The organism is Streptomyces sp. ME02-8801-2C (genome assembly GCF_033793965.1).
Lineage (GTDB): Bacteria > Actinomycetota > Actinomycetes > Streptomycetales > Streptomycetaceae > Streptomyces.
On sequence record NZ_JARAXP010000008.1, the window covers coordinates 155,101 to 180,474 of the forward strand.

Below are 25,374 nucleotides of genomic sequence, written 5' to 3' on the forward strand. Positions count from 1 at the left end.
GGTTTCGCCTCCATGGCTGCGCAAACTGCCGAGAGCACCACGACCGGCTCCGTCACCTCCGCCGTTCCCCCCGTCGATCTCGGTCCCGCGACCGCGCTCTCCTGTCGCGAATGCGGCCACCGGGTCCCCCTGGGTCCTGTGTTCGCCTGCGAGGAGTGTTTCGGCCCGCTGGAGATCGCTTACGACTTCGCCGTCAACTCGGCCGCCGACACCGAGGAACTCCGCAAGCGCATCGAAGCGGGACCCGCGAACATCTGGCGTTACGCGCCCCTGCTGCCCGTCCCCGCGAACGTCGCCGAGAAGCCGAACATCAACCCTGGCTGGACCAAGCTCGTCAAGGCCGACAACCTCGCTCGCGAGCTGGGCGTCGACGCCGGCAAGCTCTTCGTCAAGGACGACTCCGGCAACCCGACCCACTCCTTCAAGGACCGGGTCGTCGCCCAGGCCCTGGAGGCCGCCCGCGCCTTCGGCTTCACCACGCTCTCCTGCTCCTCCACGGGCAACCTGGCCGGTGCCGTCGGCGCCGCCGCCGCCCGCGCCGGGTTCCGGTCCTGCGTGTTCATCCCGCACGACCTGGAGCAGGGCAAGGTCGTCATGGCCGCGGTGTACGGCGGCGAGCTCGTCGGCATCGAGGGCAACTACGACGACGTGAACCGCTTCTGCTCCGAGCTGATCGGCGACCCGGCCGGCGAGGGCTGGGGCTTCGTCAACGTCAACCTGCGCCCGTACTACGCGGAGGGCAGCAAGACCCTGGCGTACGAGATCTGCGAGCAGCTCGGCTGGCAGCTGCCGGACCAGCTCGTCGTGCCCATCGCCTCCGGGTCGCAGCTCACGAAGATCGACAAGGGCCTGCAGGAGCTGATCAAGCTCGGGCTGGTCGAGGACAAGCCGTACAAGATCTTCGGCGCCCAGGCGGAGGGCTGCTCGCCGGTGTCCGTGGCCTACAAGGCCGGGCACGACGTCGTACGGCCGCAGAAGCCCAACACGATCGCCAAGTCGCTGGCCATCGGCAACCCGGCGGACGGGCCGTACGTGCTGGACATCGCGCGGCGGACCGGGGGTGCGGTGGAGGACGTGAACGACGAGCAGGTGGTCGACGCGATCCGGTTGCTCGCGCGCACGGAGGGGATCTTCGCGGAGACCGCCGGGGGTGTGACGGTGGGCGTGACGAAGAAGCTGATCGAGAGCGGGTTGTTGGATCCGACGCTCACGACTGTCGTGCTGAACACCGGGGACGGTCTGAAGACGCTGGACGCGGTTGCCGATGTTGGTCTGACCGCGACGATTCGGCCCAGCCTTGAGTCGTTCCGTGAGTCGGGGCTCGTTTAGCCGTTTGTTGTCTGCGGGCCGTGGGGGCTGGTCGCGCCCACGCGGCGGTAGCCGCAAATTCAGCACAGCCCCGCGCCCCTATGGGGCGCGTCATCTGACCGGAGGTTCATCGTGAGCGTTTCTGTTCGTATCCCCACCATCCTTCGTACCTACACCGGTGGGCAGGCCGAGGTGAGTGCCGAAGGGGGGACCCTCGGGGAGGTCATCGCCGATCTGGAGAAGAACCACACGGGGATCGCCGCCCGGGTGCTCGACGACCAGGGGAAGCTGCGGCGGTTCGTCAACGTGTACGTCAATGACGACGACGTCCGCTTCGAGCAGGGGCTGGAGACGGCGACGCCGGACGGCGCGGGTGTGTCGATCATTCCGGCCGTCGCCGGAGGCTGAGCCGCGGGGCTGTTGATACCCGTCAGTAGTAACCATCGGTAACATCGATTACCGAGAGTTCATCGAATTGCCCCCTCCGTGAGAGAAGCGGAGGGGGCAATTCTGTATGGTTGAGCGCGGTACAGTTGGGGAAGCCGCACCTTCTCGCTCGCCGCACGCGTATTAATTCCTGCCGCGCACCCAACGAGAAGTAGCCAAAGTGTGCAGGCCTTTTGCGTTTTTTGTTCTCTTTGTGGGGCCCGGCTTGCCCTGAATCCGCGTGAATTCTCCGCATATTTCCTGACCTGGCGTGCGCGGATTTCTCGTCCGATTGACCTGTTGCAGAGGGCAGTTGGACAGATACATTCGGCCGCGGTCGACGCGTTCCGGCGCACACCTCCACCGGTTGGGGGGGTGAGGTCTGACCCGGATCCGCGAAGTGCGGATCCGTGCAAGGGCCAGTAATAGGGGAGTTAGGCATGGCTCAGGGCACCGTCAAGTGGTTCAACGCGGAGAAGGGGTACGGCTTCATCGCGGTCGACGGTGGTGCGGATGTTTTCGTCCACTACAGCGCGATTCAGATGGACGGCTACCGCACCCTCGAGGAAGGTCAGCGGGTCGATTTCGAGATCTCGCAGGGCCAGAAGGGGCCGCAGGCGGACATGGTCCGTCTGGCGACCAGCTGAAGCAACGCGCCGGCGCACCGCAAGCGACGTTCTTCTTCCTTCGTTGAAGGATTCGATGGGCTCGTACCTCGTGGGACCTCACGGGGTACGGGCCCATCGGCGTGCCCGTCGACGTGTCCGTCCATGTGCCCGACGGCATGCCTACCGGCGCGTAGGTATCCGCCGTTCACCTGGGGATCTTCGAGAGCCGCTTGCACTCGGCAGGGGCGAGTGCTAATCATTGGCGTTAGCACTCTGAAGGTGAGAGTGATAACGAAGGACCGGGTGGGTGAGGCCCGCAGGCCAGGTGGTGCAAGGAACCACAGGGCAGGCAGGCCGTCCGTCGCGGGCGCCAGCGCGGTCCGGAGCAATCCACCCCAGTCCGGGAGGACCACTTCACATGGCCAAGATCATCGCGTTCGACGAGGAGGCACGGCGCGGTCTCGAGCGCGGGATGAACCAGCTCGCCGACGCCGTCAAGGTCACCCTCGGCCCCAAGGGCCGGAACGTCGTCCTCGAGAAGAAGTGGGGCGCCCCCACGATCACCAACGATGGTGTGTCCATCGCCAAGGAGATCGAGCTCGAGGACCCGTACGAGAAGATCGGCGCCGAGCTGGTCAAGGAAGTCGCGAAGAAGACGGACGACGTAGCCGGTGACGGCACGACGACCGCGACCGTCCTGGCCCAGGCGCTGGTCCGCGAAGGACTGCGCAACGTCGCCGCGGGTGCCAACCCGATGGCGCTGAAGCGCGGTATCGAGAAGGCCGTCGAGGCCGTCTCCGGTGCGCTGCTCGACCAGGCGAAGGAGGTCGAGACCAAGGAGCAGATCGCTTCGACCGCCTCCATCTCCGCCGCCGACACGCAGATCGGCGAGCTCATCGCCGAGGCGATGGACAAGGTCGGCAAGGAAGGCGTCATCACCGTCGAGGAGTCCCAGACCTTCGGTCTGGAGCTGGAGCTCACCGAGGGTATGCGCTTCGACAAGGGCTACATCTCGGCGTACTTCGCGACCGACGTGGAGCGCATGGAGGCGTCGCTCGAGGACCCCTACATCCTCATCGCCAACTCCAAGATCTCCTCGGTCAAGGACCTGCTCCCGCTCCTCGAGAAGGTCATGCAGTCGGGCAAGCCGCTGCTGATCATCGCCGAGGACGTGGAGGGCGAGGCCCTCTCGACCCTGGTCGTCAACAAGATCCGCGGGACCTTCAAGTCCGTCGCGGTCAAGGCCCCGGGCTTCGGCGACCGCCGCAAGGCGATGCTGAACGACATCGCGATCCTCACGGGTGGCGAGGTCATCTCCGAGGAGGTCGGTCTCAAGCTCGAGAACACCTCCCTGGACCTCCTGGGCCGCGCGCGCAAGGTCGTCATCACCAAGGACGAGACCACGATCGTCGACGGCGGCGGCTCCGCCGACCAGGTCGCGGGCCGGGTCAGCCAGATCCGCGCCGAGATCGAGAACTCGGACAGCGACTACGACCGCGAGAAGCTGCAGGAGCGCCTGGCGAAGCTCGCCGGCGGTGTCGCGGTCATCAAGGCCGGCGCCGCGACCGAGGTCGAGCTCAAGGAGCGCAAGCACCGCATCGAGGACGCCGTTCGCAACGCGAAGGCGGCCGTCGAGGAGGGCATCGTCGCCGGTGGTGGCGTGGCCCTGCTCCAGGCCTCCTCGGTGTTCGAGAAGCTGGAGCTCGAAGGTGACGAGGCGACCGGCGCCAACGCCGTGCGGCTCGCGCTGGAGGCCCCGCTCAAGCAGATCGCCGTCAACGGCGGTCTCGAGGGTGGCGTCATCGTCGAGAAGGTGCGCAACCTTCCCGTCGGCCACGGCCTCAACGCCGCGACCGGTGAGTACGTCGACATGATCGCCGAGGGCATCATCGACCCGGCGAAGGTGACGCGCTCCGCGCTGCAGAACGCCGCGTCGATCGCCGCGCTGTTCCTCACCACCGAGGCCGTCATCGCCGACAAGCCGGAGAAGGCGTCCGCGCCGGCCGGCGGCGGTATGCCGGGCGGTGACATGGACTTCTGATCCCTCGAGGATCGGCAGTTCATCGCGTACGAGTTCGAGGGCGGCACCCTTCTTCAAGAAGGGTGCCGCCCTCGGGCGTTTGCGGGACCATTGGGGCGTGCTGTTCGGGGGATCAGGCGGGAGACGCGGCGGTCGGACCACTGGGGGACCAGGGGACTCGGGTCAGCCGGGGCCGCCGCCTGAACCGCCGCCCGACTCGTCGATGCCGGAGCGGACGCCGCTGAAGGGGCGCGGGGTGCATTCGGCGTATGTGTACGTCGGGGCCGGGCTGTTCGTGGCGTCCGTGCTGGTGGTGGGGGCGATTCCCGCGCTGCTGGCGGCGGGGGGTGGGACGGGAGACGGGGGTGACAGGTGGTCGTCAACCACCTGGACCCTGTCGGTGCCCGACCCGACGTACGAGGTCCAGAAACCGAACGCCTTGGGTGAGCTCCTGCGGCGCGTGGACATCGGATCGGTGTCGGCGGTCGACGTCGATCGGACGCCTCCCGGGGCCGGCGAATCGTGGGATGTAGCCGTACAGGCGTACAGGAACGGCAAGGACGTCGCCAGGCTGGTGGGGCGGACCCTGGTGAAGGCGCCGGCCGGCATGGTCGTCTCGTCGCCGGACACGTGCGCCAAGTTGCTCGGCGACATCGACAGCCGCGCGAAGCTCGTACCGGTGTCGCCGGACGACACCGTCTGTCTCCGTACCGACGAAGGGCGCGTCGCCAGTGTCGTCGTCACGGCTGTGGGGCGTGGTGGCGGGGTGGAGGCCGAGGTGACCGTGTGGAAGTGGCTCGGATCACAGTGAGTCGGGCTCGGGTGCGGAATGAGCCGACACCCGGCGGAGTTGATGCACATGCATGCATGTTCCTTCCGCTCACTTCCGTCCCCTTCCGAGGAGCCCCCACGTGACAGCCCCCGCCCAGACCTCCCGCGCCGCCCAGGTCCTCTCGCGCCCCCTGACGGTGAACGGCCTGACCGTGCCGAACCGGATCGTGATGGCGCCGATGACGCGCGAGTTCTCGCCCGGTGGCATCCCTGGCGAGAACGTGGCCTCGTACTACTCGCGCCGCGCGGGCGCCGGCGTCGGTCTGATCGTCACCGAGGGCACGTACGTCGGACACGACTCCGCCGGTGCCAGCGACAACGTCCCCCGTTTCCACGGCGAGGAGCAGCTCGCCGGGTGGGCGAAGGTCGCCGAGGCCGTGCACGCGGCCGGCGGGAAGATCGTGCCGCAGCTGTGGCACATCGGCATGACCAGGGAGGCCGGGCAGCCCCCGTACACCGACGCCCCGCCGGTCGGGCCCTCCGGGCTGCGGCTTGACGGCACCGCCGGTGGCGGCAAGGAGATGACGCAGGAGGACCTGGACGACGTCATCGACGCGTTCGTCGCGGCCGCGGTGGCCGCCGAGCGCATCGGCTTCGACGGCATCGAACTGCACGGCGCCCACGGCTACCTGATCGACCAGTTCCTGTGGGCGGGCACCAACCGCCGCACGGACGCGTACGGGGGTGACCCGGTCGCCCGTGCGAAGTTCGCGACGGAGATCGTGGCCGCCGTAAGGGAGGCCGTGTCCGCGTCCTTCCCGATCATCTTCCGGTACTCGCAGTGGAAGGGGGGCGCCTTCGACGCGCGCCTCGGTGAGACCCCCGAGGAGCTGGAGTCGATCCTGACCCCGCTCGCGGCGGCCGGCGTCGACGCCTTCCACGCCTCCACGCGCCGCTACTGGCTCCCGGAGTTCGACGGTTCGGACCTCAACCTGGCCGGCTGGACGAAGAAGCTCACCGGCAAGCCGACGATCACGGTCGGCTCGGTCGGCCTCGACGGCGACTTCATCAAGGGGTTCGCGGGCGAGGGCTCCCCGCTCAAGAGCATCGACGACCTCCTGGACCGCCTGGAGAACGAGGAGTTCGACCTCGTCGCGGTCGGCCGCGCGCTGCTCCAGGACCCGGAGTGGGCGGCGAAGGTGCTCGAGGGCAGGACGGGTGAGCTGAAGGCGTACGACGCGGCGGCGCTGCGGTCGTTGAGCTGACCTGACCTCAACGCGGTGTACGCCCTCATTCTGATCACCTCGGTGATCAAGTTCTTCGACACGGAACTGCCGTGACAGCACGAGGCCCCGGGCGATAATGCCCGGGGCCTCTCAGTGCACTTCGTGTCAGCAGGTGAGCGTGAGGATGACGGAGCGGTTGTGCTCGGCGGGTCCCGGGAGCAGGGTGCCGTCGGCACGGTCCATGACGTAGCCGGGCCAGTTGATGCCGACGCCGCGGACGGTGATGCGGTCGGCCGGCACGCCCAGGTCGACGAGCAGGGTACGAACCGCCTCGGCGCGCTGGAGGGAAAGCCGTGTGCGGCCCGCTTCCGTTCCGGCGGACGCGGTCGTGCCGGTGAGCCGGACCTTCGCGTCGTGGGTCGTGGCCCAGCCTGCGAGCTCCCGCAGCGCCGTCCTGGCCGCTTCGGGGTCGCGCAGGACCGCCAGGTCGGGCTTGAAGCCGACGCTGCCGTCGTTACGCAGCACATGGTCGCCGCAGCCGGCGGTATACGTCTCCACCGCGGGGACGGGAACACGGGAGACCGCCGGAGTGTCCGGGAGGGAATGTCCCTGGCGGGGAGTCGTGTCCACGGAGACGCAGGCGGCCTTCGCCTTTTGGGCGATCGCCTGCCAGATGGCCACCAGGTTCCCCTGCCGACGAAGGGGCAGCGACTCCTGAGGAACGGCCGTGTCCCCGATGCCGTTCAGCACCACGTTGATTCCGGTGAGCTGCGGCAGCGACGCGTTCCGGGCCAGGAATGCGGCGACGTCGCCCGGTTCCGCGTCGAGCACACCGCTCTCCCGGAAGTCGAGCGGCGCGACGGTCTGGAGTCCCGAGTCGACGATGGCCACGGTGCCGCCAGGACCGACGGCCCGGGCGGCGAGGGCGAGTGCGGTCAGTGGATCGGCCTCGGGGCGTTCCGCTTTGGTACTGCGCAGCACAGCCTTGACCCGCTTGATGTAGGCCTTGCGGTCAGCGGCTCGAGCGGGGTCGTTCTGCCCGTTGGTGCGGAACGCCTCCGAGAAGACCGTCTCGGGCGAGCCGTCGACCCGTACGACCACGACGGGCGCCTTCGCGTCCACCGCGGCGTCGAGCAGAGTGTTCACGTACCGGGACGGCTGCGGAGCGGGGCTGTTGGCGTGGGCGCCCAGCACCAGCGCGAGAGCCTTGGTCTCGGCGGCCGGACATCCGGAGGCGGGCGGCGGGGCGCTCCTTGCCCCCGCAGTGTCACAGCCGACGGCGGTCGTGACGACGAGGCCCAGCATCGCGGTTGTCCGCGCGAGGCCGGCGAGGGTACGGAGAGAGGCGGGCATTCTCATTTTCGGCACTCCAGGTCGTGAGGTCGGGTCGGTGGAGCCCGGAAGGGGCTCAGGGGTGAGATCAGGGACGAGGTCAAGGACGAGGTCAAGGACGAGGTCAAGGGCTGGTCCAGTGCCGTCCGCAGGCCGGGCAGCGCAGCCCGAGACGGCAGTTCTGGCAGGAACCGCCGCGGTCGGCCGGGCCTGTCGGGCAGGTCGGGCAGACGCGGAGCTCCCTGCCGCAGTGCGGGCAGAAGTCGGGCCGGGGCGGGGGCGGTCCCATCGGGTACCGCCCCGCAGCCGGGCTCACGCCGCCTTCTCCGGCGGCGGGGCCGAGTGCAGGCCCGGCCCCGCCGGCGACGGCTTCACCAGCCGGGCGCCGGAGTCGGTGAGACCGTCCGTGGCGGCCGGGTCGCCGAGGTGAGCAGCCATCAGGTGACGTGCGTAGTGCTTCAACTCCTCGGCCCAGGCCAGACGTTCTGCCGTGGCCGACTCCCAGCGCCGACGGTCGCGCTCCCGCTCCGCCAGCTCCTGCTCGTACCGGTGGGTGGCGCGCACCTGACGCGGGGCCAGCCGCTCCACCTCGCCCCGGGCCTCCGCGTGGCCGCGGAGTGCTCGGGCGTACGACTCGGCCACCGGATTGTGGGAAAGGTACGAGGTGGCGCCCGCGATCAGACCGCCCGCCAGGAAGAGCCCGAGGAAGAGCAGGGCCCCGCCCACGTCGTGACCGGCGGCGACGCTCTGTGCCGACGAGTCGGCGACAGGAGTGTCGAACGAGTCGCCGCCGGCCTCTCCGGTCGACATGTGGGTGACCCGGACGTAGAAGCAGCCCGCGCCCATGAACAGCCAGAGGAGAGTCGTGATCGCTGCGAGCAGGCCCGCCGGGGGCAGATGCCTCTCGACGAACCGACGGGCCGTCATGCCGATGATGTGGGTCAGGCCCAGGGACAGGACGGTGAAGCCGGCGACCAGCAGCCAGACCGTCCAGGACTGCTGCTGGGACATCAGCAGGGCGACGACCTGGTAGAACGCGGCCGCGTCGGCGACTGCGGCGACCAGCAACAGGGCATACGTGCGGTGGTTGCCGGAGTCGCCGCTCAGCCGGTCGGCGTCCGCGAACGGACGCCGGCGGCCCGGGGGAGGGGTTCGGGTCATGAGTGGGTCCTCCAGGTGTCTTCGTCGGGGGTGAGGCGGTCGCGTTGCGCGGCAACGTCGTCCTCGTACCGGCGGAGGTCGTCCTCCGCGTGGCGGAGAGCCGTCTGTGTGGCCGAGAGCTCCTCCGCGGCCACCCCGACCAGGTGGTCGCAGACGGCCTCGCGCATCGTGTGTTCGGCGTCCAGCCGGGCGATCCACTGCGCTGCCCAGGCGTCGACGAGGTGGTCCAGCGCCGCGCCGGTCCCGGCGTCGATGCCGTCCGGGGCCAGCTCGCCGACGAGCTGACGCAGCGTTTCGCGCGCGGTGCCCAGATCGGCGGAGGGCGCCATGCGGTAGAGGGCGGGGATGGTCCAGCTCGGGTCGCCGTCGACCACCGTGGAGACCATCGGCTCGGGGTGCTCCGGCCGGGCTTTCGGCCTGCGGCGCAGGAAGGGGAGGGACACGGGGCTTCCTCTCGGTGCGGCGGGGAGTCGTGGGAGGGGGTCGTCGTAGGCGGGGCGACGGGTCAGCGCAGGTCCGAGCGGGTCCGGACGGCCCAGTCGGGCAGTTCGGGGCCACCTTCCTTGAGCTGCGCGTTGATCCGGGCTCCGTCCGGGTGCCGCCGGACCAGCTGCCGGTAGTAGGCGACGACCCGGCGCAGGGTCTGCTGGTGGATGTGGACCGCGCGGGCCCCGGCGAGTTCCTCCCGTACGGCGATACGGGCCTCGGCCTGGCGTGCCTGGATGCTCAGCGCCGCCGTCCGCGCGGCTGCCTCTGCCGCGGCGGCGCGGGCCGCCGTGAGGCGACGCGACCGCTCTCGGGCGCGGCGGGTGCGGACGACGGACTCGTCGGTCCGGTCCTCCCCGCCACGGCGCCGGGTCAGGTCCTTCTCGGTCGCGGGCTCGGCCAGTTCACGGGCGGCTGTCTCAGCCTGGGCCGAGGCTCGTTCCGCCTCCGTCAGGCGGGACCTGACGACCTCGGCCTCGGCACGCAGTTCGGCGCAGTCCTCCTGGCACCGGATCCACTCGCGCTGTTGGAGAGCGGCGGCATACCGGCCGAGGTACTCCGGCGTGGGCGTGTCGACAGCGCCGTTCTCGTCGACCGCGGGCAGTCCGGCGGAGGCGTCGCGGTTGGCGTGGTGCCGGTCGGCCATGCGCAGGTGGAAGGAGTAGCGCCAGGGCACGGGCGGCTCGGAGGGGCGCTGGGTGCGGCCGGTGCGGCGTCGGAGCATTCGGGCCTCCAGTGGCTCGGCGGCCACCACGGGAGTGGTGGGCGCAGGCGGCAGGACATCCCGGAGGTGGGGCTCCAAGAGCTTCGGGCTAAAGAGTCTCTTGTAACTCCACTAGCGTCAACTATCTTAGTGACTTTTTCTCCTCCAAAAGTGAACACACCTTTGCCAGGTAAAATCCCTCAAGTGGTCTACATCCTACTGAGAGGTAGTACTCTCATGGAGGTCCCAGAACTGCCGACGGGGAGAAGAAAGGGTTTTCGAAGTGATCCTCAAGGCCCAGATCCCGGCCATCCCGGAGAGCCGGTTGCAGCAGATGCCGGCGCGGCTCGCCCGGAAGGTCGGCCCGCTCTTCGGCGTCCCCTGGGACGGCGCCCCCGGCGGCATGCGCTCCTGGTGTTGCGACTACTCCCAGCTCACACTCGCGGAGATCATGCGCGGCGCCCCCCGGCTGGCGAAGGCATCCGAGCTGGGAGGGTACGAGGACCGGGGCGTCCACGACGACGTGGTGAAGAAGGGACACGCCGTTATCGCCAACGCGACCGCGGCGCGGTTCGGCCCGGACACCAAGGCCGCCTTCGTACTGGTCGGCGCGAACGTCCTGCTGCGGCCGGTCACCGACGCCTTGTGCAAGGCACTGCGCGAAGTACCGGTGGACGACCCGCAGTTGTTGATCGGCGCGTACGCCTACTGCCTGATCGAGGTCTTCCGGTCGGAGCCGATCCTGCTCATCGCCGCCCTCCAGGCCCAGGGCGTCCAGCGGGCCCTGGGTGCCGTGGTCGTGCCCGTGCGGACGGCGGACGTGACGGGCCTGGCCTCGCACGAGTTCGGGCCGGACCGGGTGGGGTACGACCGGGAGAACGCGCCCATGAGCCTCGAACTGGTCGAACGACTGGCCGAGGTCCTGTGCGACCGACTGGAGCCCCGTGAGCGAGTCGACGTGGACGCCTCCGAGTCCATCCCGGGGGGCAACGCACAAGAGCGGCTGCGCCGCACGGTCGTGGGCATGGCCCAGGCCACCCTGTTCGACATGACCGCAGGTGCCGTCGACGCGACCGTGCGGGTCGTGGACACGGCCGAGGGCCGTTCGGGGGAGGTGCTCCTGATGACCTCGGCACGAATGCAGCGCTTCGCGCATGCCGTCTCGGTGCACGTGCAGTTTCCCGAGGGCGCGACGGAAAGCCTGATGGCGGACAAGCTGAGCGTGCTCGGTGACATCACCGAGGGCATCCCCCTCGGATCGGACATCGACTGCCGTGCCGCGCTGACGGTCCGTCGAGGCCTGCTGACGGCGGCACTGGCCCTGTTCCAGAACCGGGACGAATCCAGCCGCTACCTTCGCGGCCGGATGATCGAAGCGCTCACCGAGCGTGTCCGTGAGCAGTTCGGCGAGGACTCGGCTGACTACCGGCTGGAGCGTGTGAAGACACTCGCCGACCTCATCCACTTCCCGGCGGCGGGGGACGAGGACCCCCGGGACCCACACGTCGTCACCCGGCGCGCCCAGTGGCTGGACGAGGCCCTCCCCCGGGCGCACGAACTCCTGGCGGCGACCGCCGAGGGCCGGATCGACGCCGGTCACCTTGCCGAGCGGCTTCCCGACCTGCTGGTCGCCGTCAACCAGATCCGAAGGGAGGTGCATCGGGCACCGGTCGAGGGCCTGCCGGACGCGCGGGAGCTCACCCGGCGTCTCCTGCCGCTCTGGGACGGGTACCGGAAAGTACTGGCGTCCTTCTTCGGCGAGGAGAGCCGCCAGTACCAGTACCGGCAGCACAACTACAGCGCCTTCCTCGTCGGGCAGGGGTCCCCGCCCGACCTGCGCGCGCGGGGACTCGCGCTGTTCGACGAGCAGGTGATCCCGATGCGCAGGGAAGCGGTGGCCGAAGGTGCCCTGTTCGTCACACTGCGCGGCCCCCTTCAGGTCGCCACTCGCGGCCATGTCGCCTTCGCCCGGGAACACGACGATCCAGCGACGCGCCGCGCCCACCTCGCCACTGCCCGGTCGTACGCCCGCGAAGTGCTGGAGAAGAAGGAGGAGACCCGCCGGCTCCTCGGGGAAACCGGCGCCACGACCACCAGCGGGTTCATCATGGCGACCGCCCTCGCCGAATGCTTCCTCTACTCGGCCGAGTTCGCCTCGTCCGCCGAGGAAGAAGCGGACCGCGCCGACTGGATCACCCTGGCCGCGGACCTGCTGCGCCTGGCCGCACCCTACGTCTCGGGGGATTCCGGCAAACCCCGGAACCGCGCCGACCGGAAAAGGGCCTACGAGGCGTTGCACCGCAAGCTGATCCAGCTCACCGGCACCGGTGCGCAAGGATGACCACCGAGCTGACCCGGATGGCTCGTGCCGACGACGCCGTACGGCGTTTCGAGGCCGCCGCCGTGCAAATGAACTCACTACGTGTGGTGACACCGGACGATCTGCCCGGGCATCGCGAGCGGTTCGTCCGTGACTGGGAGCGGGGCCGCCCTCGCGACCCGCACTTCACCTACCAGGAGGCCCCGGACGACGGTTTGCGCGCAGCCACGGCACTGCTCACGGACATCAAAAGGCTGACCGATCCCTGGCACCGTCTGGTCCAGGACGAGGCACACAACGCCGTGGAACTCTTCCGCGCCTGCGCCGACCACGATTCCGACCGCATCACCGGGCTGACAGTGCGGGCGAACGGCCGTCCGGACGCCGCGCTGCTCACCGAGGCGCACGCCGTACTGTCCCCGCACCAGGGCACTGCGGACACCGACGTCGGAGGACTGGACGCCGCGTCCGCCGCGTCCGTACTGACCGAAATCCTGGACGCCTGCGGTCTGTCCGACTGGACCGTCCTGATCAAGGCAGACATGGCGGCCCGTATGAGCGTGCTCGCGGCCCGTCGGCAGATCAACCTGCGGTCGGACCTGCTCGTATCGGTGGAAGGCCTCGTCCATCTCACCATGCACGAAATCGGCACGCATGTGTTCCGCTCGGTCAACGCCCGCCGCGGCCCACGGATCCTCCATCTCCGGCTGCCCGGCCACACGGCGACCGAGGAGGGGCTGGCCGTCTGGCACGAGCAGACCGTGGCCGGGGCAACCAACGTGGATCCAAGGTTCGCGTTGCGCGTCATCGCCGTGCACCGTGCCCTCACCGGCAGTTTCACCGAGGTGGTCACCGACCTGCTTCCGCACACCGGCCTGCGCACCGCGTTCGACGTGGCTGTACGCGTGAAGCGCGGTCTGACCGACACGTCCGCCCCGGGTGGCTACCTCAAGGACCACGCCTATCTCGCGGGCTACCGCATGATTCGGAGTCACCTCGAACAGTTCCCGCAAAACTATCCGACCCTGATGAGCACCAAGTGGCCCCTTCGCCTCGTCGAGTCCCTGACCATGGCCGGCCTTCCCGCTGCGCTCCCCGGACCCCTGCTGCTGCCGGACACCGAACTGGCGCAATACGTCAGGTCACTCGCCGAGGAAGCCGCAGCAGGGTGATCGGTCGTGGTCGAGCGCGGTCCAGAAGGCCCGGCCAGGTCGATGTGGCCGCGCTGCGAGCGGAGTTGGGGCTCAGGCTGGGCGCATGACACCCGGGATCCCAGGTGTGGGATCCAGGCCGGGTCAGTTGTCCCGAGGCTGCTTGAGGTCTTCGACAAATGCCTCCCACGCCTCCGCCCGGAACGCCAGAATCGGCCCCCGGCGGTTCTTGGAGTCTCGTACGGGGACGTGGGTGGGGTGGCCGTCGGCGACTTCCAGGCAGTTGCCGCCGTCGCCGCCGCTGTACGTCGACTTGCGCCAGCGGGCGACTTCCAGGCAGTCGCCGCCGCTGCCGCCGCTGTACGACGACTTGTACCAGGTGGCCGTGCTCAGGACCTGCTCAAGAGTGCTCTTCTCCATGCTCGTAATCGTGCGCCACCGATTCGATGAGGGCCAGTGAATCTTGAGGCGAAAGTGCCGCCGCCTGGAGGAGGTTGAACAGCAAGGTGTGTTGGTTGACCGTGGCAGGGTCGTCCTGGAGTTTCCCCATGTCCAGTGCCTCGACGAAGGAGAGCGGGGGCGCGTCCTCGAACTCCATGAGTTTCAGGGAGCCTTCCATCGACGCGTGCGCCCCGGCGCCGAACGGCAGCACCTGCACGATGATCCGGTGCTCCCGGATCAGCGCGGCCACGTGCCGTAGCGCCTCCGCCATCACTGCCGGGCCGCCGACCGTCCTCCGGAGCACCGCCTCGTCCAGAACCGACCAAAACAGCGGGGTTGTTGGGTTGCTGTTGAGCAGGCGGGCGCGGTCGAGGCGGTTGGCCACGTCCTCGTCGATCTCGACGTCTGTGGCCAGCGGCTTGTAGGCGCGGAACACCGCCTCCGCGTACGCCCTCGTCTGCAACAGCCCCGGGATGAGCAGTTGGGTGTACTGCCTGATGGCCGTCGCCACCGCTTCCGCCTCCGCCGCCTCGGCGAAGTGGTCGGGGTACTTGGACTTCGCGAGCGCGGCGCAGTTGCGCTCGAAGAAGTCCTTCGTGCCGAGGATCGCGTCTATCTGGACGGCGTACTCGTGCATCATCCGCCGCGTACCGGCCTCCAGCTGGCCGATGAACGAACCGCTGACGAAGAGCGGTCGGCCCAGTTCCTCCTGGCTCAGGCCCGCCGCCTCGCGGGCGTGGCGCAACTCGGCGCCCAGGAAGGCGCGGGGTGAGGAGGAGGGGTCGAGGTCCTTCGGTCCTGCCATGGCAGCAACTCCCTGTTGGACACATGGGGTTGTTGGGTCTTGGTGTCTGGCCAGGTTAGACGGGTGGCCGCCACTCTGTGTGGAGAAAGCGAACACTCAGAGTGGAGAGGAGCAGGTGCGATGGAGCTGCTGTCGAACGGGCGGTTGCAGTCGACCGAGGAGATCGTGGTGCGGTTGCGGGCGGCGCTCAAGGAGGTCGGGGTCGCCCTGCCGTCGCTGGGCGTCGACCCGGTGAGCGGGGCCGGCGGCGAACCCTTCGCGCTGGTGGTTCTCGGGCGCTGCAACGTCCGTACGGCGACACGGCTCGCCGCCGTGCTCGAAGGCTTGGCCGTGGGCGGCGACGAGGGTGCGTGAGGTGGCGTACGCCCTCGATGTGCGCGACGGGCGGATCGGGGAGGTCATGGGGCGCGAGGGCGGGTACGTGCAGCTGCGGCCCGTGGGTGGCGGGTGCGAGTGGGACTGCCCGCCGGAGGCGTTGGGGGAGGCGGCGCCGGGGGAGGTGCTGCGGGCGCGGGTGCGCCGGGTCAACCGGGAGGGGCGGCTGCCGTGAGGTGGTCTCCTCGCCCGGTCGACCCTGGATCAGATCAGGTCAGGAAAGAGATCAGCAGGTGCGGCCGGTGTAGAACGCGCCGTCGACCTTGCTGCTGCTGCCGAGCCAGGTGACGCCCGGGAGGACGCACTTCTCGTAGTTCGGGCCCCACACCTCGACCTCGATCACGATGTGCGAGCCGTCGCTGGTGCAGTGGTTGTAGTACGCGTCGCTGCCCGTCGCGTAGTACCCGCAGGGGTTGGCGGCGGCCGTGGCCGCGGGGGTGGCGACGGCGAGGACCAGGGCGCTGGTCAGGGGGCCGACGACGGCGAGGGCGGTGGTCAGGAAGCGGCGGACGTTCAAGGCTGTTCTCCTGGCGGACGAATGACTCGGACACCGGCAGCATCGATGATCACCGGGCCGCCGATCCGCCACATTGCCTCGGACGAGGGACGGGGTTCACCCGGTCGTGTGGATCAAGGTTTGCGCGCTCGCGGGCAGGTCAGGAGCGATGCCCCTGCGGCCCGCCGCACCCGCCGCACGCACAGGAGCCGCCGGGCTCCCGTGCGTGCGGCGGTCGTTGCCGCCCCTGGCTAGCGGGCGCTGTGCGAGTCGGGCGCCGGCAGGTGCTCACCGGGGACCGCCGCGAGGGCGGCCGTCGGACGGCCGGTGTCGGCGCCGGACGCGGACGGCGCGGACGGCTTGGCCGGTGCTGAGGTCAGGGGCGAGACCTGGGCGGACCGTGCCGCGGCGGTCGTCGTGGGCATCGCGCCGCCCGCCGCCCACAGGGTGGTCGTCCAGGCGCTGCTCGCCGCGATCGCCGAACCGATGCCGGTGCGGTTGGCCGGCGGGTACGACGCGTTGGGGCCGAAGGCCTGCACGCCCATGATGCTCGCGGCCCGCTGGCTCAGGTAGTACGCGGTCGGCGCCGAGAGCGTGGCCCGGGAGGACCAGAGCACCGGGCCGTAGGTGGCGGTGACCGCGCCTCCGGCGATGGCGCTCTGCCAGGACCAGGTGTCCTGGACGGTGGCCCAGTTCGGCGAGGACCACCAGAAGCGGGCCAGGTTGGCGGCGACGTCCTCGTGGGTCCTGCCGCCGATGCTCCAGAAGCTCCAGACCTTGTTGAGGGTCACGTTCTCGATCGCCTTGGTGGCGTTGTAGCCGACCGTCACCAGACCCGTGGTGTTCGGGTTCAGGGCGTTCAGGTAGTTCCTGATCGAGGCGGAAACGTTCTTGCCGTTCGTCAGCAGGACCACGCCCTTGCCGCGGTATCCCAGCGCGCCGGCGGCGGCGGAGGCGGCGATCGGGTCGTGGTACTCGTTGCCGTCGGCGACGAAGATCCAGCTCGGGGCCGAGGTGATCTGCTTGGCGACCCTGACCGACAGCCCGGAGAGGTCCGTACCGTCGAGGCGTACGGGCTTGTAGCCGAGGGCCCGCACCTGGTTGGCCACGTTGTTGGCGAGGACGCGGGTGCCGCCGTTGAGGTAGACGGAGCTGCCCCGGGGGAGCGAGCGCTTCAGTTCCGTGGCCGCGGTGTTGTCCAGCCGGCCCCCGGAGGTCAGCAGGACCGGACCCTGCTTCTCGGCGGCCAGCGCGAGCGCCGGGGCCGAGTACGTGGCGTTGCCCTTGTTGACCAGCACCGCGGACCGGGCGGTGATCAGGCCGGGCTCGTGCGTGCCGCCCGTCTTGTCGAACGTCCAGCGGGACGCGGCTCCGTCGATACCGATGGAACCGGTGCCGTAGACCCGGGCCAGGGTGTTTCTCCGCAGCGGCTGCCACGCGGGCTTGGCGCCCTTGCCCGCCCCGGTGAGCTGGGTGGAGGTCCCGCTCGCCAGGTCGAGGACGCGGACCGTCTGGACGTCGTCGGACCAGCCCGCGTGCGAGCTGTGCGCCTCGTAGGCGATCCGTCCGCCGGCGGGGTCCCAGCTCGGGGCCAGGTGGTCGGATTCGTCGGTGGTGACCTGCTTGACGTCGGCGCCATTGGCGTCGGCCGTGAACAGCTGGGTCCACTCGCCCACCAGGCGCGTGAAGACCAGCTTGGTGCCGTCCGCCGAGAACACCGGTGAGGAACCGGAGGTGATGATCCTCTTCAGCGCCCTGGTGTCGGGGTTGTACGTCCAGATGCCCAGGCTCTCGTAGCAGCCGAAGGTGTCGCGCCGCTCGAAGGCCAGCGTGCCCGCGGGGCTCGCCGTCGGGTGCACGTCGCAGACCGTCGACGGTTCCTGGGCGTCCGTCAGCAACGGCTCCGGCGCCCATGAGCCGTCCGAGGGCCCGTAGACGAGCTGGCCGCCCGTGCTGAACACCACGTACCGGCCGTCGCGCCAGAACGTCGGGTCCTCATAGGGCGCGCTGGAGCGCACGTCGGTCGCCCACGGCAGGGTGATCGGCGCGGTGCTGCCGCTGACCCGGCCGGTGACCAACTGGCTCCAACCGGCCGCCAGTCGGCTGCCGTCGGGCGCCCAGTTCGGCGTGTAGCCGGAGTTCGGGATGTTGGGGACCGAACGCAGGCCGGTCCCGTTCGAGTTGACGGTCGCGATGCCGGTGCTGCCGCCGTACAGGGCGATCTGACCGGGCGTCACGGTCGCGGCCTGCGCGCCCGGTGCCACGGCGCCGAGCAGGCCGGCCGCCAACGAGGCAGCCGATGTGAGCGCCGCGAGACTGCGGCGCGTGCGAGAACTCAAGGAAGGCCCCCCAAAGAGTGATGGATCATCGCCACCGAGCGTCTCGGCCCACCCCACCACGGCGTACTGCAAGTACAGCCCGTGCACCCCGGCGCAGACGCATCCCGCGCAGCGCCCCGGACGCAATGAGCAAAGCTCAATGCCCAACGCTCAATGTTCAGTGCTCAGTTCGCAGTGCTCAGTTCTCACTGCGATGCATAGTCAGTGACCGCTTGTCGGCGGCAGGACATTATGTGATGCCGTGGGGGCCACTGGAAAGCGCTTTTCGAACATCGTGCGAAGAATGTGCTGAGCGGCTCGGTGCTCGATGACTGTCGCTGTCAGAGGTCGCTGCTCGCGGGCCGTCGGTAGACGAATGTCGGGAAGTCCTCGCCCGTCGTCCGCGTCCAGGCCCGTACGAGCGGCTCCCCGTGCTCAGCGCGGGCTTCGGCGAACGCGGTGACGCAGCCGGCATGGACGTCGGTCCGGTCGGTGCGGCCGGTGAGAGCCAGGAGGGAACGCAGGTCCGCGACCGCTTCGGCGAAGCGGCCTGCCGACAGGTGGGATCGCGCCGCCTCTTCGAGTGCGACGGCCAGGCCGGACCGGGCCGCGGCGAGGGAGGACGCGTGCCGGGTGGCTTCGGCGTCGCCTTCTCTCGCGTCGTCCAGGATCGACTCCGACTCCTCGTAGCAGGCGACGGCCGCCGTGTGGGCGCCGCTGCGGCGCAGGGCGCGGCCCAGGACGTGCAGTCGGTGGCCGGTCAGGGGGTGGTAGGCCTGCCAGTCGGACTCCGCCAGCCGCCGGGTGAGGGCCACCGCTTCACGGGCGGCGGAGACCGCGCCCTCGCCGTCGCCGTCGTTCGACCGGCGCAGACTCAAGTTGGCCAGAACACGGGCGAGTTCAGGCTCGTAAGCAGCGGGTTCGTACTCTGCGGCGCGCCGGTAGGCGGCCACGCTGCGCTCCGTGACGTCCACGGCGGAGCGGAGGTCGCCCGCTGCCCGGTGGCAGTCGGCCAGCCACTCCAGGTGTTCGGCGAGGCGGGGGCCGTGGACCCGCGGATCCTCGGCGGCCTGGGCGGCACACAGGTTCACCAGCTCCTGGCGGATGCCCAACTCCTCGTCCTCTTCCTCCAGTTCGCCCAGCACGTCCGCCAGCAGGCCGAGCGTCGCGATCAGCCACTGCTCCCCGGCCGCGCGGTCCCGGTCGGCCAGGGCGCGGGCCTCGGTGACGGCCTCGCCGACGGTCGTACGCGCCGTGAGCAGGTCGCCGGTGGCCGCATGGCAGCGGGCCAGATCCAGGAGGAGCCGTACGCGCAGCGGACGCACAGTGTCGGGCAGCGTCCACACAAGGGCGCTGCCGGTCGCCTCGCGCGCTTCCCGGCCGACGGTCAGGGCCTCCTCGTACCGGCCCAAGTGCCGTAGTCCGGAGGTGAGTTCGCTCAGGACACGGGCCCGCACCACGGGCACGCTTCCCGTCGTCAGCAGCGACATGGCCCGGAGTACTCCGGCGCCCTCCTCGTAGACCGCCACCGACTCCTCCGTACGTCCGAGGGCGCCCAGCACCAGCGCGTACGTGCGCAGGGCACCGGACAGACGGGCCGGTGCCCGCTCCCCGGGTACGGGCAGGAGCGCGCGGTACGCCGCCACGCTGTCCCGGGCCGAATCCAGCGCCTCGTCGAGCCGGCCCAGCTCGAACTGCGCCTGCGCCCGAAGGTGCGGTACGGACGCCCGCAGGCCCGGCGGCCGACGCGCGTCCGGTACGGCCTGCGAGGCGTCCAGAGCGGTGAGCGCCTCCTCGTAGCGGCCGAAGAGGAGGAGCGCGCCGGCGTGCTGGGCCAGGGCGCGGGCGAGGAGGCCGCGGTGCTGTGGACGGGGACTCGCCGCTTCGACCAGCGCCCGGTACACGGCGACGGCCTCCTCGGCCTCGGCGAGTCGCCGCGTGGGTGACGGCGGCCGCAGCAGCACCCAGCGGGGGGTGAGGCAGCGCATCAGCGCGGCGCCGAGCAGCGGGCCGCCCAGCTGCGGAGCCAGCCGGGCCGCGGCCCGAGGCAAGGGCAACAGTGTGCGCACCAGTCCCATGGCGCCCCCTCTGGTTCGTCAACCAGAGGACGAACGAGCGTCCGCCATGGTTGCGGACACAATGTTCGAAGGGGTGCGCGGGGGGTGCGCACCGCGAGCCGGTCAGGGTGCCGGAGAGGTCACAGGTCCCGGGTTACAGATCCCCCATCGGCTCGATGTCCACCTTCATCGGTGTGCCCCAGATGCGGAGGACCTCGAAGTCGGTGAACTCGTGGACCAGGCGGTAGGCGATTCCGGGGCGGGGGGAGCGGCGTTCGGCGGAGAGGTAGCGCTCGGCGTCGAGGCGGTCGCGGCGGGGGGTGCCGCAGAGTTGCCAGTTCTGGCCGGTCCAGACCTCGGGGATCCAGCGCTGCTGGGGCTGGGGGCGGTCCGCGCGGACGCCGTAGCGGGACATCGTGCGCTCGGGGGGTGCCGAGTCCGGGTCGGTGGGGCGGGCCTGCGGGTAGGTGCCGTTCTGCTCGGAGCGGCGGGCGCTGCGGCGGCGGGTCTCGCACAGGAGGCACAGGTCGACGGCGTCCTTGTCGACCGGGCCGTTCGGGTGCTCGGCGCAGCGGGTCGTGGGCGCCGAGCCGGTGACCGTGTCCTCCAGGATCGCCAGGGCCCGGTTCAGGTCGGCCTTGATCTCGTGCAGCTTCGCGTCGGTGGTGTCGCCGGTGAGCGCGTCCCCGTGCTCGCCGAGGACGCGTAGAGCCCGCCCGAGGGCGGTCAGCTGGGCGTGGTTCACGGTGTCTTTCGTCCCTTCGGCGGCGGGCGGTGCGGTCGGTGGCCAGTGGTCTCCACCGTCGCACAGGTCACTTACAACGCGCGGCGGGCCGCCTCTATGCCTCGAACTCCGTCAGGTCGATCGCGTGTACGACGAGCTGGTGGTCGTACACCGGGTGGGTCGTCACCCGCTCCTCCGTCAGGCCCAGCTTGCGGATGATGTTCTCGGAGGCCTCGTCGCCCGCCCTGCTGATGCTGATCACGCGGTCGAGGCCGCGGTCCTGGAGGGCGAACTCCAGGGTGGCGTGGGCGGCCTCGGAGGCGTACCCCTGGCCCCAGAACGGGGAGCCGAGCAGCCAGCTGATCGCCACTTCGTGCGCTGCCTCCGGCAGGAAGGCGGGCACGGACAGGCCGACCGCGCCCGCCAGTTCGCCCGAGGCGAGGAGTTCGACGGCGAAGAGGCCGAAGCCCTCCTCGTCCCACTCCTCCTCCCAGCGCTCGATGGCCTCCGCCGTGTACTCCAGGTCGCGTACCGAACCGTCGTCGATCCAGCGCATGACCTGGGAGTCCGCGAGGATCTCCGACAGGGGTACGAGGTCGTCGTCGGTCCAGCGGCGGAGGAGGAGGCGGGGAGTGTGGATCTCGGTCATGGCGCCCATCCTGCCCGACGGCCGGACGCGCGCCCGCATCAGTGGGGTGCCGCCGCCAGCGCCGCCCGCAGGTGGCCGTCGTTCTCCGCGAGGAGCCGGGTGGCCGTCGGGCCGTCGACCGAGCCGAGGAGGACCAGGATCGCGTCCTTCGTCTCCCCGCCCGTCGCCGCGAGCGCCGCCTCGATCTCCTCCTCGCTCGCCCCGGTCGCCAGGGCGACGATCCGGCGGGAGCGCGCCCGGAGCTTGTCGTTCGACGCCCGTACGTCGACCATCAGGTTTCCGTACGTCTTGCCGAGCCGGATCATCGTGATCGTCGACAGCATGTTGAGGACCAGCTTCTGGGCCGTGCCCGCCTTGAGCCGTGTCGAGCCGGTCAGCAGCTCCGGCCCGACGACGATCTCGATGCCGTGATCGGCCGCGGCGGCGAGCGGGCTGTGCGCGTTGCAGGACAGGCCGATCGTCAACGCGCCCAGCGCGCGAGCGTGTTCGACGGCACCGACCGCGTAAGGGGTACGGCCGGACGCCGAGATGCCGACCACCGTGTCCAGGGCGGTGACGCCGAGCGCGTCGAGGTCCGTCGCCGCGAGTTCCCTGGAGTCCTCGGCGCCCTCCACGGAGGTGACCAGGGCCTCGGGGCCGCCCGCGATCACGCCCGTGACCTGCGCGGGGTCGGTGTTGAAGGTGGGCGGGCACTCGGACGCGTCCAGCACGCCGAGCCGGCCCGGCGTACCCGCGCCCGCGTAGACGAGCCGGCCCCCGCGTGCCATCCGGGCCGCCAGGGCGTCGATCGCGGCGGCGATCTCCGGGAGCCGTTCGGCGACGGCGGCCGGGACGGTGGTGTCCTCGGCGTTCATGAGCCGGGCCATGTCGAGGGTGGGGAGCTGGTCGATCTCGGCCAGCTCCGGGCGGAACGCCTCCGTCGTCAGTGTCTCCAACTCCTCTTTCAACGCACGGTAGTTGGAGGAGGCGTCAGCGGTTGAGGTCATGGCGGGCGGCTCTTTCGGATCTTCCGGTACGGCGGTGGGCGACCGTGTCGCCGTGTGCCGCCGCAGCACCGTGTGGCGGTGCGGGTACCGGTGTCGTGGCTGTCGGTTGCGGCCCGGACGGGGAAGGGCGGGGAGGGTGTCCGGGGCGCGGGCTAGCGGCGCGAGGTCGTGCCGCCGCGCGGGGTGTGGCGGTGGGCGAGAGCCTCGTAGGAGGCCGAGAGCGCGGGGGCGGCCGTCTCGTACGTCCGCTGCGCCACGCCTATGAACAGGCAGTCCACGACGAGAAGTTGGCTGGTGCGCGAGGACATCGCCGCCGGGCGCAGTTCGCTCTCGCGGGCCGTGGAGGTGGTGAGGACGTGGTCGGCGTACTGCGTGACGGGCCCGTCGGGCCGCCCGGTGATCGCGACGGTCGTGGCCGAGCGCTCGAAGGCGACCCGGAGCGGCTCGATGACGTCGCCGGTCGACCCGGAGTGCGTGATCGCGACGGCGACGTCTCTCGCGCGCAGCTGCACGGCGTTGGTGACGGCGAGATGCGGGTCGCTGTGGGCGTGCGCCACCAGCCCGATGCGCAGCAGCTTCTGGGCGAGGTCCTGGGCGACCAGGCCCGAGGCGCCGACGCCGTAGATGTCGATACGGCGGGCGGCGGCGAGTGAGCTGACGGCGGCCGACAGCTGGGCCATGTCGAGGCCCGCGGCCGTGTCGGCGAGGGTCTGCTGCTCGTCGTACGCCAGTTTCGCCACGACCTCGGCGATCGGGTCGTCCACCGCGATGTCGGCGGTCACGGCGGGGGAGCGCCCCGACTGCTGGTGGGCGGCGAGGCCGGCGAGCGCGAGACGCAGGTCGCGGTAGCCGGGGTAGCCGAGCAGGCGGGCCGTACGGACGACCGTCGCCTCGCTGGTGCCGGTGAGCTCGGCGAGGCCGGTGACGGTGAGGGCCGCGCAGCCGGCCGGGTCCGCGGCGACCGCCTCGGCGACGCGCTGCATGGAACGGGTCATCGAGGGCGCGAGGGTGCGCACCTTGGCGGCGAGGGCGGCGGGCGCGGGCGGGGCGGCACCCGGGATGCCGCCCGGTGTACCGGCCGGTGCACCGGAAGGTGTGCCCGCTGCTGCGAAAATTTCCTTCACGTCTCGGCTCACATGATGAAAGATATTTTCCGTTCGGAGGTGCGGTCAAGAGTGCGCACAATGGGTGCATGACCCCCTCCGACGGCCCCGCCAACCCCATCACACCCCTGGAGCAGGCGTTGCACGCGGCACGCGCCCTGGTCCTCGCCGACCTGGCCGCACGCGAGGTCGCCGAGGCGGACGTCGTCTCCATGGTCGAGGAGTCGGTCGTTCAGCGCCGCTGGTGGGTCGAGCAGTGGCCGGACGGCGCGGACTTCGTGGCCGGCCTTGTCGCCCAGGACGTCCAGGACGCCCTGCTGGAGAAGTACGGCCGCTGGCCCCTGTGCCCGGTCTGCGGCTCCGGCGATCCGCATGCCCTGGAGGTCGAGCCGGAGTTGGGCCCCGACCCGCAGTGGGTGTGCCACAAGGCGGGGGTCCGGGTCGCGGCGCTCGGCGGACTCGGGGCTGCCGGCGGGATCGCCTCGTCGTGACCGTCTACATAGATCCCCCCACCTGGCCGGGCCACGGCCGCCTGTGGTCCCACCTGGTGAGCGACGTCTCGTACGAGGAACTGCACGCGTTCGCCGAGGAGTTGGGGGTACCGGCCCGCGCCTTCGAGCGCGACCACTACGACATTCCGTCGCACCGGTACGGGGATGTGGTGGCGGCGGGGGCGGTCGAGGTCAGCAGCCGCGAGGTGGTACGACTGCTGCACGGGTCGGGGCTGCGCAGACGCAAGGGCCCGGGCGGGCCGGGTCGGGCGGGCGGTCAGCCGCGCAACTCGTAGGCCCTGAGCCCGTCTTCGTCGACTTCCCCCTCCTCGCTCACCGGCGTGAATCCGACGCGGGTGATCACCGCCTGGGACGGGATGTTGTGCGGTTCGACGGTCGCGAACAGGGAGCGTACGTCGTCCCGGGCCAGCGCCCACCCCGCCAGTGTGCGCAGTGCCTCCGTGGCGTAGCCGTTGCCGCGGGCCGGTTCCGCGAGGTCGTAGCCGACCTCGGCCTTGCCGTCCTCGTCGGGGGCGCCGTGGAAGCCCATGCCGCCCACCGCGCGGTCGTCCTCGCGCCGGACGAGGACGTACAGGCCGAACTCCGGGCGGTGTACGCCCGCTTGGTACGCCTTGGTCACCATTCCGGCGGCGTCGCGCGTGCCCTCGAAGGGGCCGCCCTCGATCCAGTCGAAGCCGCCGGTGCCGCCCGCGCTCAGGTCGGCGGCGGCCGCCGGGGTGACGCCCTCCAGGCGGAGGCGTTCGGTGTCGAGGACGAGGTTGTTGGTCCAGTGCCACTCGGTGAGCCGGGCGCGGCCGGGAAGGTCGGCGCGCCCGGTCGCCCACAGCAGGGTCTGCCAGTGGTCGGGGCCGGGCCGGACGCTCGGGAAGATCCGGGTGAGGACGAACTCCGCGAGGTGCGCGGGCGGTTCGTACGGCAGCAGTCCGAGGCCCTCGGCCATGTCGTGGGCGTGCAGCAGGACTTCGGCGATGCCCATCGCGGCGAAGCCCTCACGGTTCGCGCTGCGGAAGGGGTACGGGTGGAAGGCGCGGACGTCACGGGGTGCGGTGCGGACGGCGGCGGTGAGGAGGGCGCCGGTGGTCGTGATGACGTCGAGGATGCCCTCGTTGTCGGCGGGGTCCAGCCCGCCTTCCCGGCCGTCGATGGTGATGTCGAACGGGACGTAACGGCTCTGCTCCCGCCCCGCCAACTGCCCCGCGTACGCGACGAGATCGCTGGCGACATGCTCGGCCGTCTGCCGGCAGTCCCAGTCCAGCGGCCCTGCCGCGACGCCCGCCCAGTCCCGGTTCACCGCGGGCCGCAGCAGCGCGACCATGCTCGCGACCGCCTCGTCCACTTCGTTCCCACCCGTGTTCAACATGCCGCGAGGATAGGGGGTCGAGAGCTCCGACCGACA

At 70.6% G+C, this 25,374-nt stretch carries 26 protein-coding genes; 12 read left to right on the forward strand and 14 right to left on the reverse strand.

All coding sequences use genetic code 11. The features are described from left to right. Nucleotides 1-12 precede the first annotated feature (12 nt). The 6 genes from thrC to PV396_RS26570 all read left to right on the forward strand — a co-directional run bounded on the left by thrC (nucleotide 13) and on the right by PV396_RS26570 (nucleotide 6,398). A complete protein-coding gene (gene thrC, locus PV396_RS26545; RefSeq protein WP_319208684.1) occupies nucleotides 13-1,329 on the forward strand; it encodes a threonine synthase in 1,317 nt (438 codons plus the stop codon). Nucleotides 1,330-1,440: 111 nt separating this feature from the next. After that, on the forward strand, nucleotides 1,441-1,716 hold the full coding sequence (locus PV396_RS26550) for a MoaD/ThiS family protein (protein ID WP_175433254.1): 276 nt from the start codon (nucleotides 1,441-1,443) through the stop codon (nucleotides 1,714-1,716). 458 nt (nucleotides 1,717-2,174) lie between these two features. After that, the gene (locus PV396_RS26555) at nucleotides 2,175-2,381 is read left to right on the forward strand and encodes a cold-shock protein (protein WP_019057200.1); all 207 of its coding nucleotides are present in this window, start codon (nucleotides 2,175-2,177) and stop codon (nucleotides 2,379-2,381) included. A gap of 379 nt (nucleotides 2,382-2,760) precedes the next feature. Continuing rightward, entirely contained in the window at nucleotides 2,761-4,383 is a 1,623-nt protein-coding gene (gene groL, locus PV396_RS26560) for a chaperonin GroEL (protein WP_319208686.1), read from the forward strand. Nucleotides 4,384-4,618: 235 nt separating this feature from the next. After that, nucleotides 4,619-5,173, forward strand: a complete 555-nt coding sequence (locus PV396_RS26565; RefSeq protein ID WP_319208687.1) for a hypothetical protein — start codon at nucleotides 4,619-4,621, stop codon at nucleotides 5,171-5,173. Between the two features lie 52 nt (nucleotides 5,174-5,225). Beyond that, entirely contained in the window at nucleotides 5,226-6,398 is a 1,173-nt protein-coding gene (locus tag PV396_RS26570) for an NADH:flavin oxidoreductase (protein WP_416071477.1), read from the forward strand. Nucleotides 6,399-6,524: 126 nt separating this feature from the next. On the opposite strand, the gene PV396_RS26575 is transcribed toward PV396_RS26570, so the two are convergent. The 4 genes from PV396_RS26575 to PV396_RS26590 form a co-directional block, all read right to left on the reverse strand. Further along, nucleotides 6,525-7,712 carry an OmpA family protein gene (locus PV396_RS26575; protein ID WP_319208689.1) on the reverse strand — a complete coding sequence of 396 codons (1,188 nt, stop codon included), beginning with the start codon at nucleotides 7,710-7,712 and terminating at the stop codon, nucleotides 6,525-6,527. Between the two features lie 291 nt (nucleotides 7,713-8,003). Further along, a complete protein-coding gene (locus PV396_RS26580) occupies nucleotides 8,004-8,852 on the reverse strand; it encodes a hypothetical protein (RefSeq protein ID WP_319208691.1) in 849 nt (282 codons plus the stop codon). Continuing rightward, nucleotides 8,849-9,295 carry a hypothetical protein gene (locus PV396_RS26585; protein WP_319208692.1) on the reverse strand — a complete coding sequence of 149 codons (447 nt, stop codon included), beginning with the start codon at nucleotides 9,293-9,295 and terminating at the stop codon, nucleotides 8,849-8,851. The genes PV396_RS26580 and PV396_RS26585 overlap by 4 nt, the downstream gene beginning before the upstream one ends. Before the next feature lie 62 nt (nucleotides 9,296-9,357). Continuing rightward, nucleotides 9,358-10,062 (reverse strand): hypothetical protein, encoded by a 705-nt coding sequence (locus tag PV396_RS26590; RefSeq protein ID WP_319208694.1) that lies wholly within the window; start codon nucleotides 10,060-10,062, stop codon nucleotides 9,358-9,360. Nucleotides 10,063-10,324: 262 nt separating this feature from the next. Here PV396_RS26590 and PV396_RS26595 point away from each other — a divergent pair, with 262 nt between their 5' ends. Together PV396_RS26595 and PV396_RS26600 are read left to right on the forward strand one after the other, a co-directional pair. After that, nucleotides 10,325-12,382: a hypothetical protein gene (locus PV396_RS26595; RefSeq protein ID WP_319208696.1), complete on the forward strand. Its 2,058-nt coding sequence runs from the start codon at nucleotides 10,325-10,327 to the stop codon at nucleotides 12,380-12,382. Continuing rightward, the gene (locus PV396_RS26600) at nucleotides 12,379-13,533 is read left to right on the forward strand and encodes a tyrosine/phenylalanine carboxypeptidase domain-containing protein (RefSeq protein ID WP_319208697.1); all 1,155 of its coding nucleotides are present in this window, start codon (nucleotides 12,379-12,381) and stop codon (nucleotides 13,531-13,533) included. Before PV396_RS26595 ends, PV396_RS26600 begins: the two co-directional genes overlap by 4 nt. 123 nt (nucleotides 13,534-13,656) lie before the next feature. Here the strand turns inward: PV396_RS26600 and PV396_RS26605 are convergent, their stop codons facing one another. After that, nucleotides 13,657-13,932 carry a DUF397 domain-containing protein gene (locus PV396_RS26605; protein ID WP_319208698.1) on the reverse strand — a complete coding sequence of 92 codons (276 nt, stop codon included), beginning with the start codon at nucleotides 13,930-13,932 and terminating at the stop codon, nucleotides 13,657-13,659. After that, nucleotides 13,913-14,758: a helix-turn-helix transcriptional regulator gene (locus PV396_RS26610; protein ID WP_319208700.1), complete on the reverse strand. Its 846-nt coding sequence runs from the start codon at nucleotides 14,756-14,758 to the stop codon at nucleotides 13,913-13,915. Before PV396_RS26610 ends, PV396_RS26605 begins: the two co-directional genes overlap by 20 nt. 120 nt (nucleotides 14,759-14,878) lie before the next feature. Here PV396_RS26610 and PV396_RS26615 point away from each other — a divergent pair, with 120 nt between their 5' ends. Beyond that, a complete protein-coding gene (locus tag PV396_RS26615; protein WP_319208702.1) occupies nucleotides 14,879-15,112 on the forward strand; it encodes a hypothetical protein in 234 nt (77 codons plus the stop codon). 1 nt (nucleotide 15,113) lies between these two features. Continuing rightward, a complete protein-coding gene (locus PV396_RS26620; protein ID WP_319209363.1) occupies nucleotides 15,114-15,308 on the forward strand; it encodes a hypothetical protein in 195 nt (64 codons plus the stop codon). A 51-nt stretch (nucleotides 15,309-15,359) separates the two neighbouring features. Here PV396_RS26620 and PV396_RS26625 read toward each other — a convergent pair whose 3' ends face one another. The 7 genes from PV396_RS26625 to PV396_RS26655 all read right to left on the reverse strand — a co-directional run bounded on the left by PV396_RS26625 (nucleotide 15,360) and on the right by PV396_RS26655 (nucleotide 23,499). Continuing rightward, nucleotides 15,360-15,650, reverse strand: a complete 291-nt coding sequence (locus PV396_RS26625) for a DUF6355 family natural product biosynthesis protein (protein ID WP_319208703.1) — start codon at nucleotides 15,648-15,650, stop codon at nucleotides 15,360-15,362. A gap of 230 nt (nucleotides 15,651-15,880) precedes the next feature. Beyond that, the gene (locus PV396_RS26630; protein WP_319208705.1) at nucleotides 15,881-17,968 is read right to left on the reverse strand and encodes a cell wall-binding repeat-containing protein; all 2,088 of its coding nucleotides are present in this window, start codon (nucleotides 17,966-17,968) and stop codon (nucleotides 15,881-15,883) included. A 320-nt stretch (nucleotides 17,969-18,288) separates the two neighbouring features. After that, nucleotides 18,289-20,025 carry a tetratricopeptide repeat protein gene (locus tag PV396_RS26635; protein WP_319208706.1) on the reverse strand — a complete coding sequence of 579 codons (1,737 nt, stop codon included), beginning with the start codon at nucleotides 20,023-20,025 and terminating at the stop codon, nucleotides 18,289-18,291. 133 nt (nucleotides 20,026-20,158) lie between these two features. Beyond that, on the reverse strand, nucleotides 20,159-20,749 hold the full coding sequence (locus PV396_RS26640) for a hypothetical protein (RefSeq protein WP_319208708.1): 591 nt from the start codon (nucleotides 20,747-20,749) through the stop codon (nucleotides 20,159-20,161). 94 nt (nucleotides 20,750-20,843) lie between these two features. Next, nucleotides 20,844-21,377: a GNAT family N-acetyltransferase gene (locus PV396_RS26645; protein ID WP_319208709.1), complete on the reverse strand. Its 534-nt coding sequence runs from the start codon at nucleotides 21,375-21,377 to the stop codon at nucleotides 20,844-20,846. 38 nt (nucleotides 21,378-21,415) lie between these two features. Further along, nucleotides 21,416-22,363 carry an N-acetylmuramic acid 6-phosphate etherase gene (gene murQ / locus PV396_RS26650; protein WP_319208711.1) on the reverse strand — a complete coding sequence of 316 codons (948 nt, stop codon included), beginning with the start codon at nucleotides 22,361-22,363 and terminating at the stop codon, nucleotides 21,416-21,418. Nucleotides 22,364-22,515: 152 nt separating this feature from the next. Further along, nucleotides 22,516-23,499: a MurR/RpiR family transcriptional regulator gene (locus tag PV396_RS26655; RefSeq protein ID WP_319208712.1), complete on the reverse strand. Its 984-nt coding sequence runs from the start codon at nucleotides 23,497-23,499 to the stop codon at nucleotides 22,516-22,518. Nucleotides 23,500-23,555: 56 nt separating this feature from the next. Here PV396_RS26655 and PV396_RS26660 point away from each other — a divergent pair, with 56 nt between their 5' ends. Both PV396_RS26660 and PV396_RS26665 read left to right on the forward strand, forming a co-directional pair. After that, nucleotides 23,556-23,957, forward strand: coding sequence for a hypothetical protein (locus tag PV396_RS26660; protein WP_319208714.1), 402 nt, complete (start codon nucleotides 23,556-23,558; stop codon nucleotides 23,955-23,957). Further along, the gene (locus PV396_RS26665; RefSeq protein ID WP_319208716.1) at nucleotides 23,954-24,253 is read left to right on the forward strand and encodes a DUF4031 domain-containing protein; all 300 of its coding nucleotides are present in this window, start codon (nucleotides 23,954-23,956) and stop codon (nucleotides 24,251-24,253) included. The genes PV396_RS26660 and PV396_RS26665 overlap by 4 nt, the downstream gene beginning before the upstream one ends. On the opposite strand, the gene PV396_RS26670 is transcribed toward PV396_RS26665, so the two are convergent. Next, a complete protein-coding gene (locus tag PV396_RS26670) occupies nucleotides 24,235-25,338 on the reverse strand; it encodes a GNAT family N-acetyltransferase (RefSeq protein ID WP_319208718.1) in 1,104 nt (367 codons plus the stop codon). The genes PV396_RS26665 and PV396_RS26670 overlap by 19 nt on opposite strands. Nucleotides 25,339-25,374: the final 36 nt, after the last annotated feature.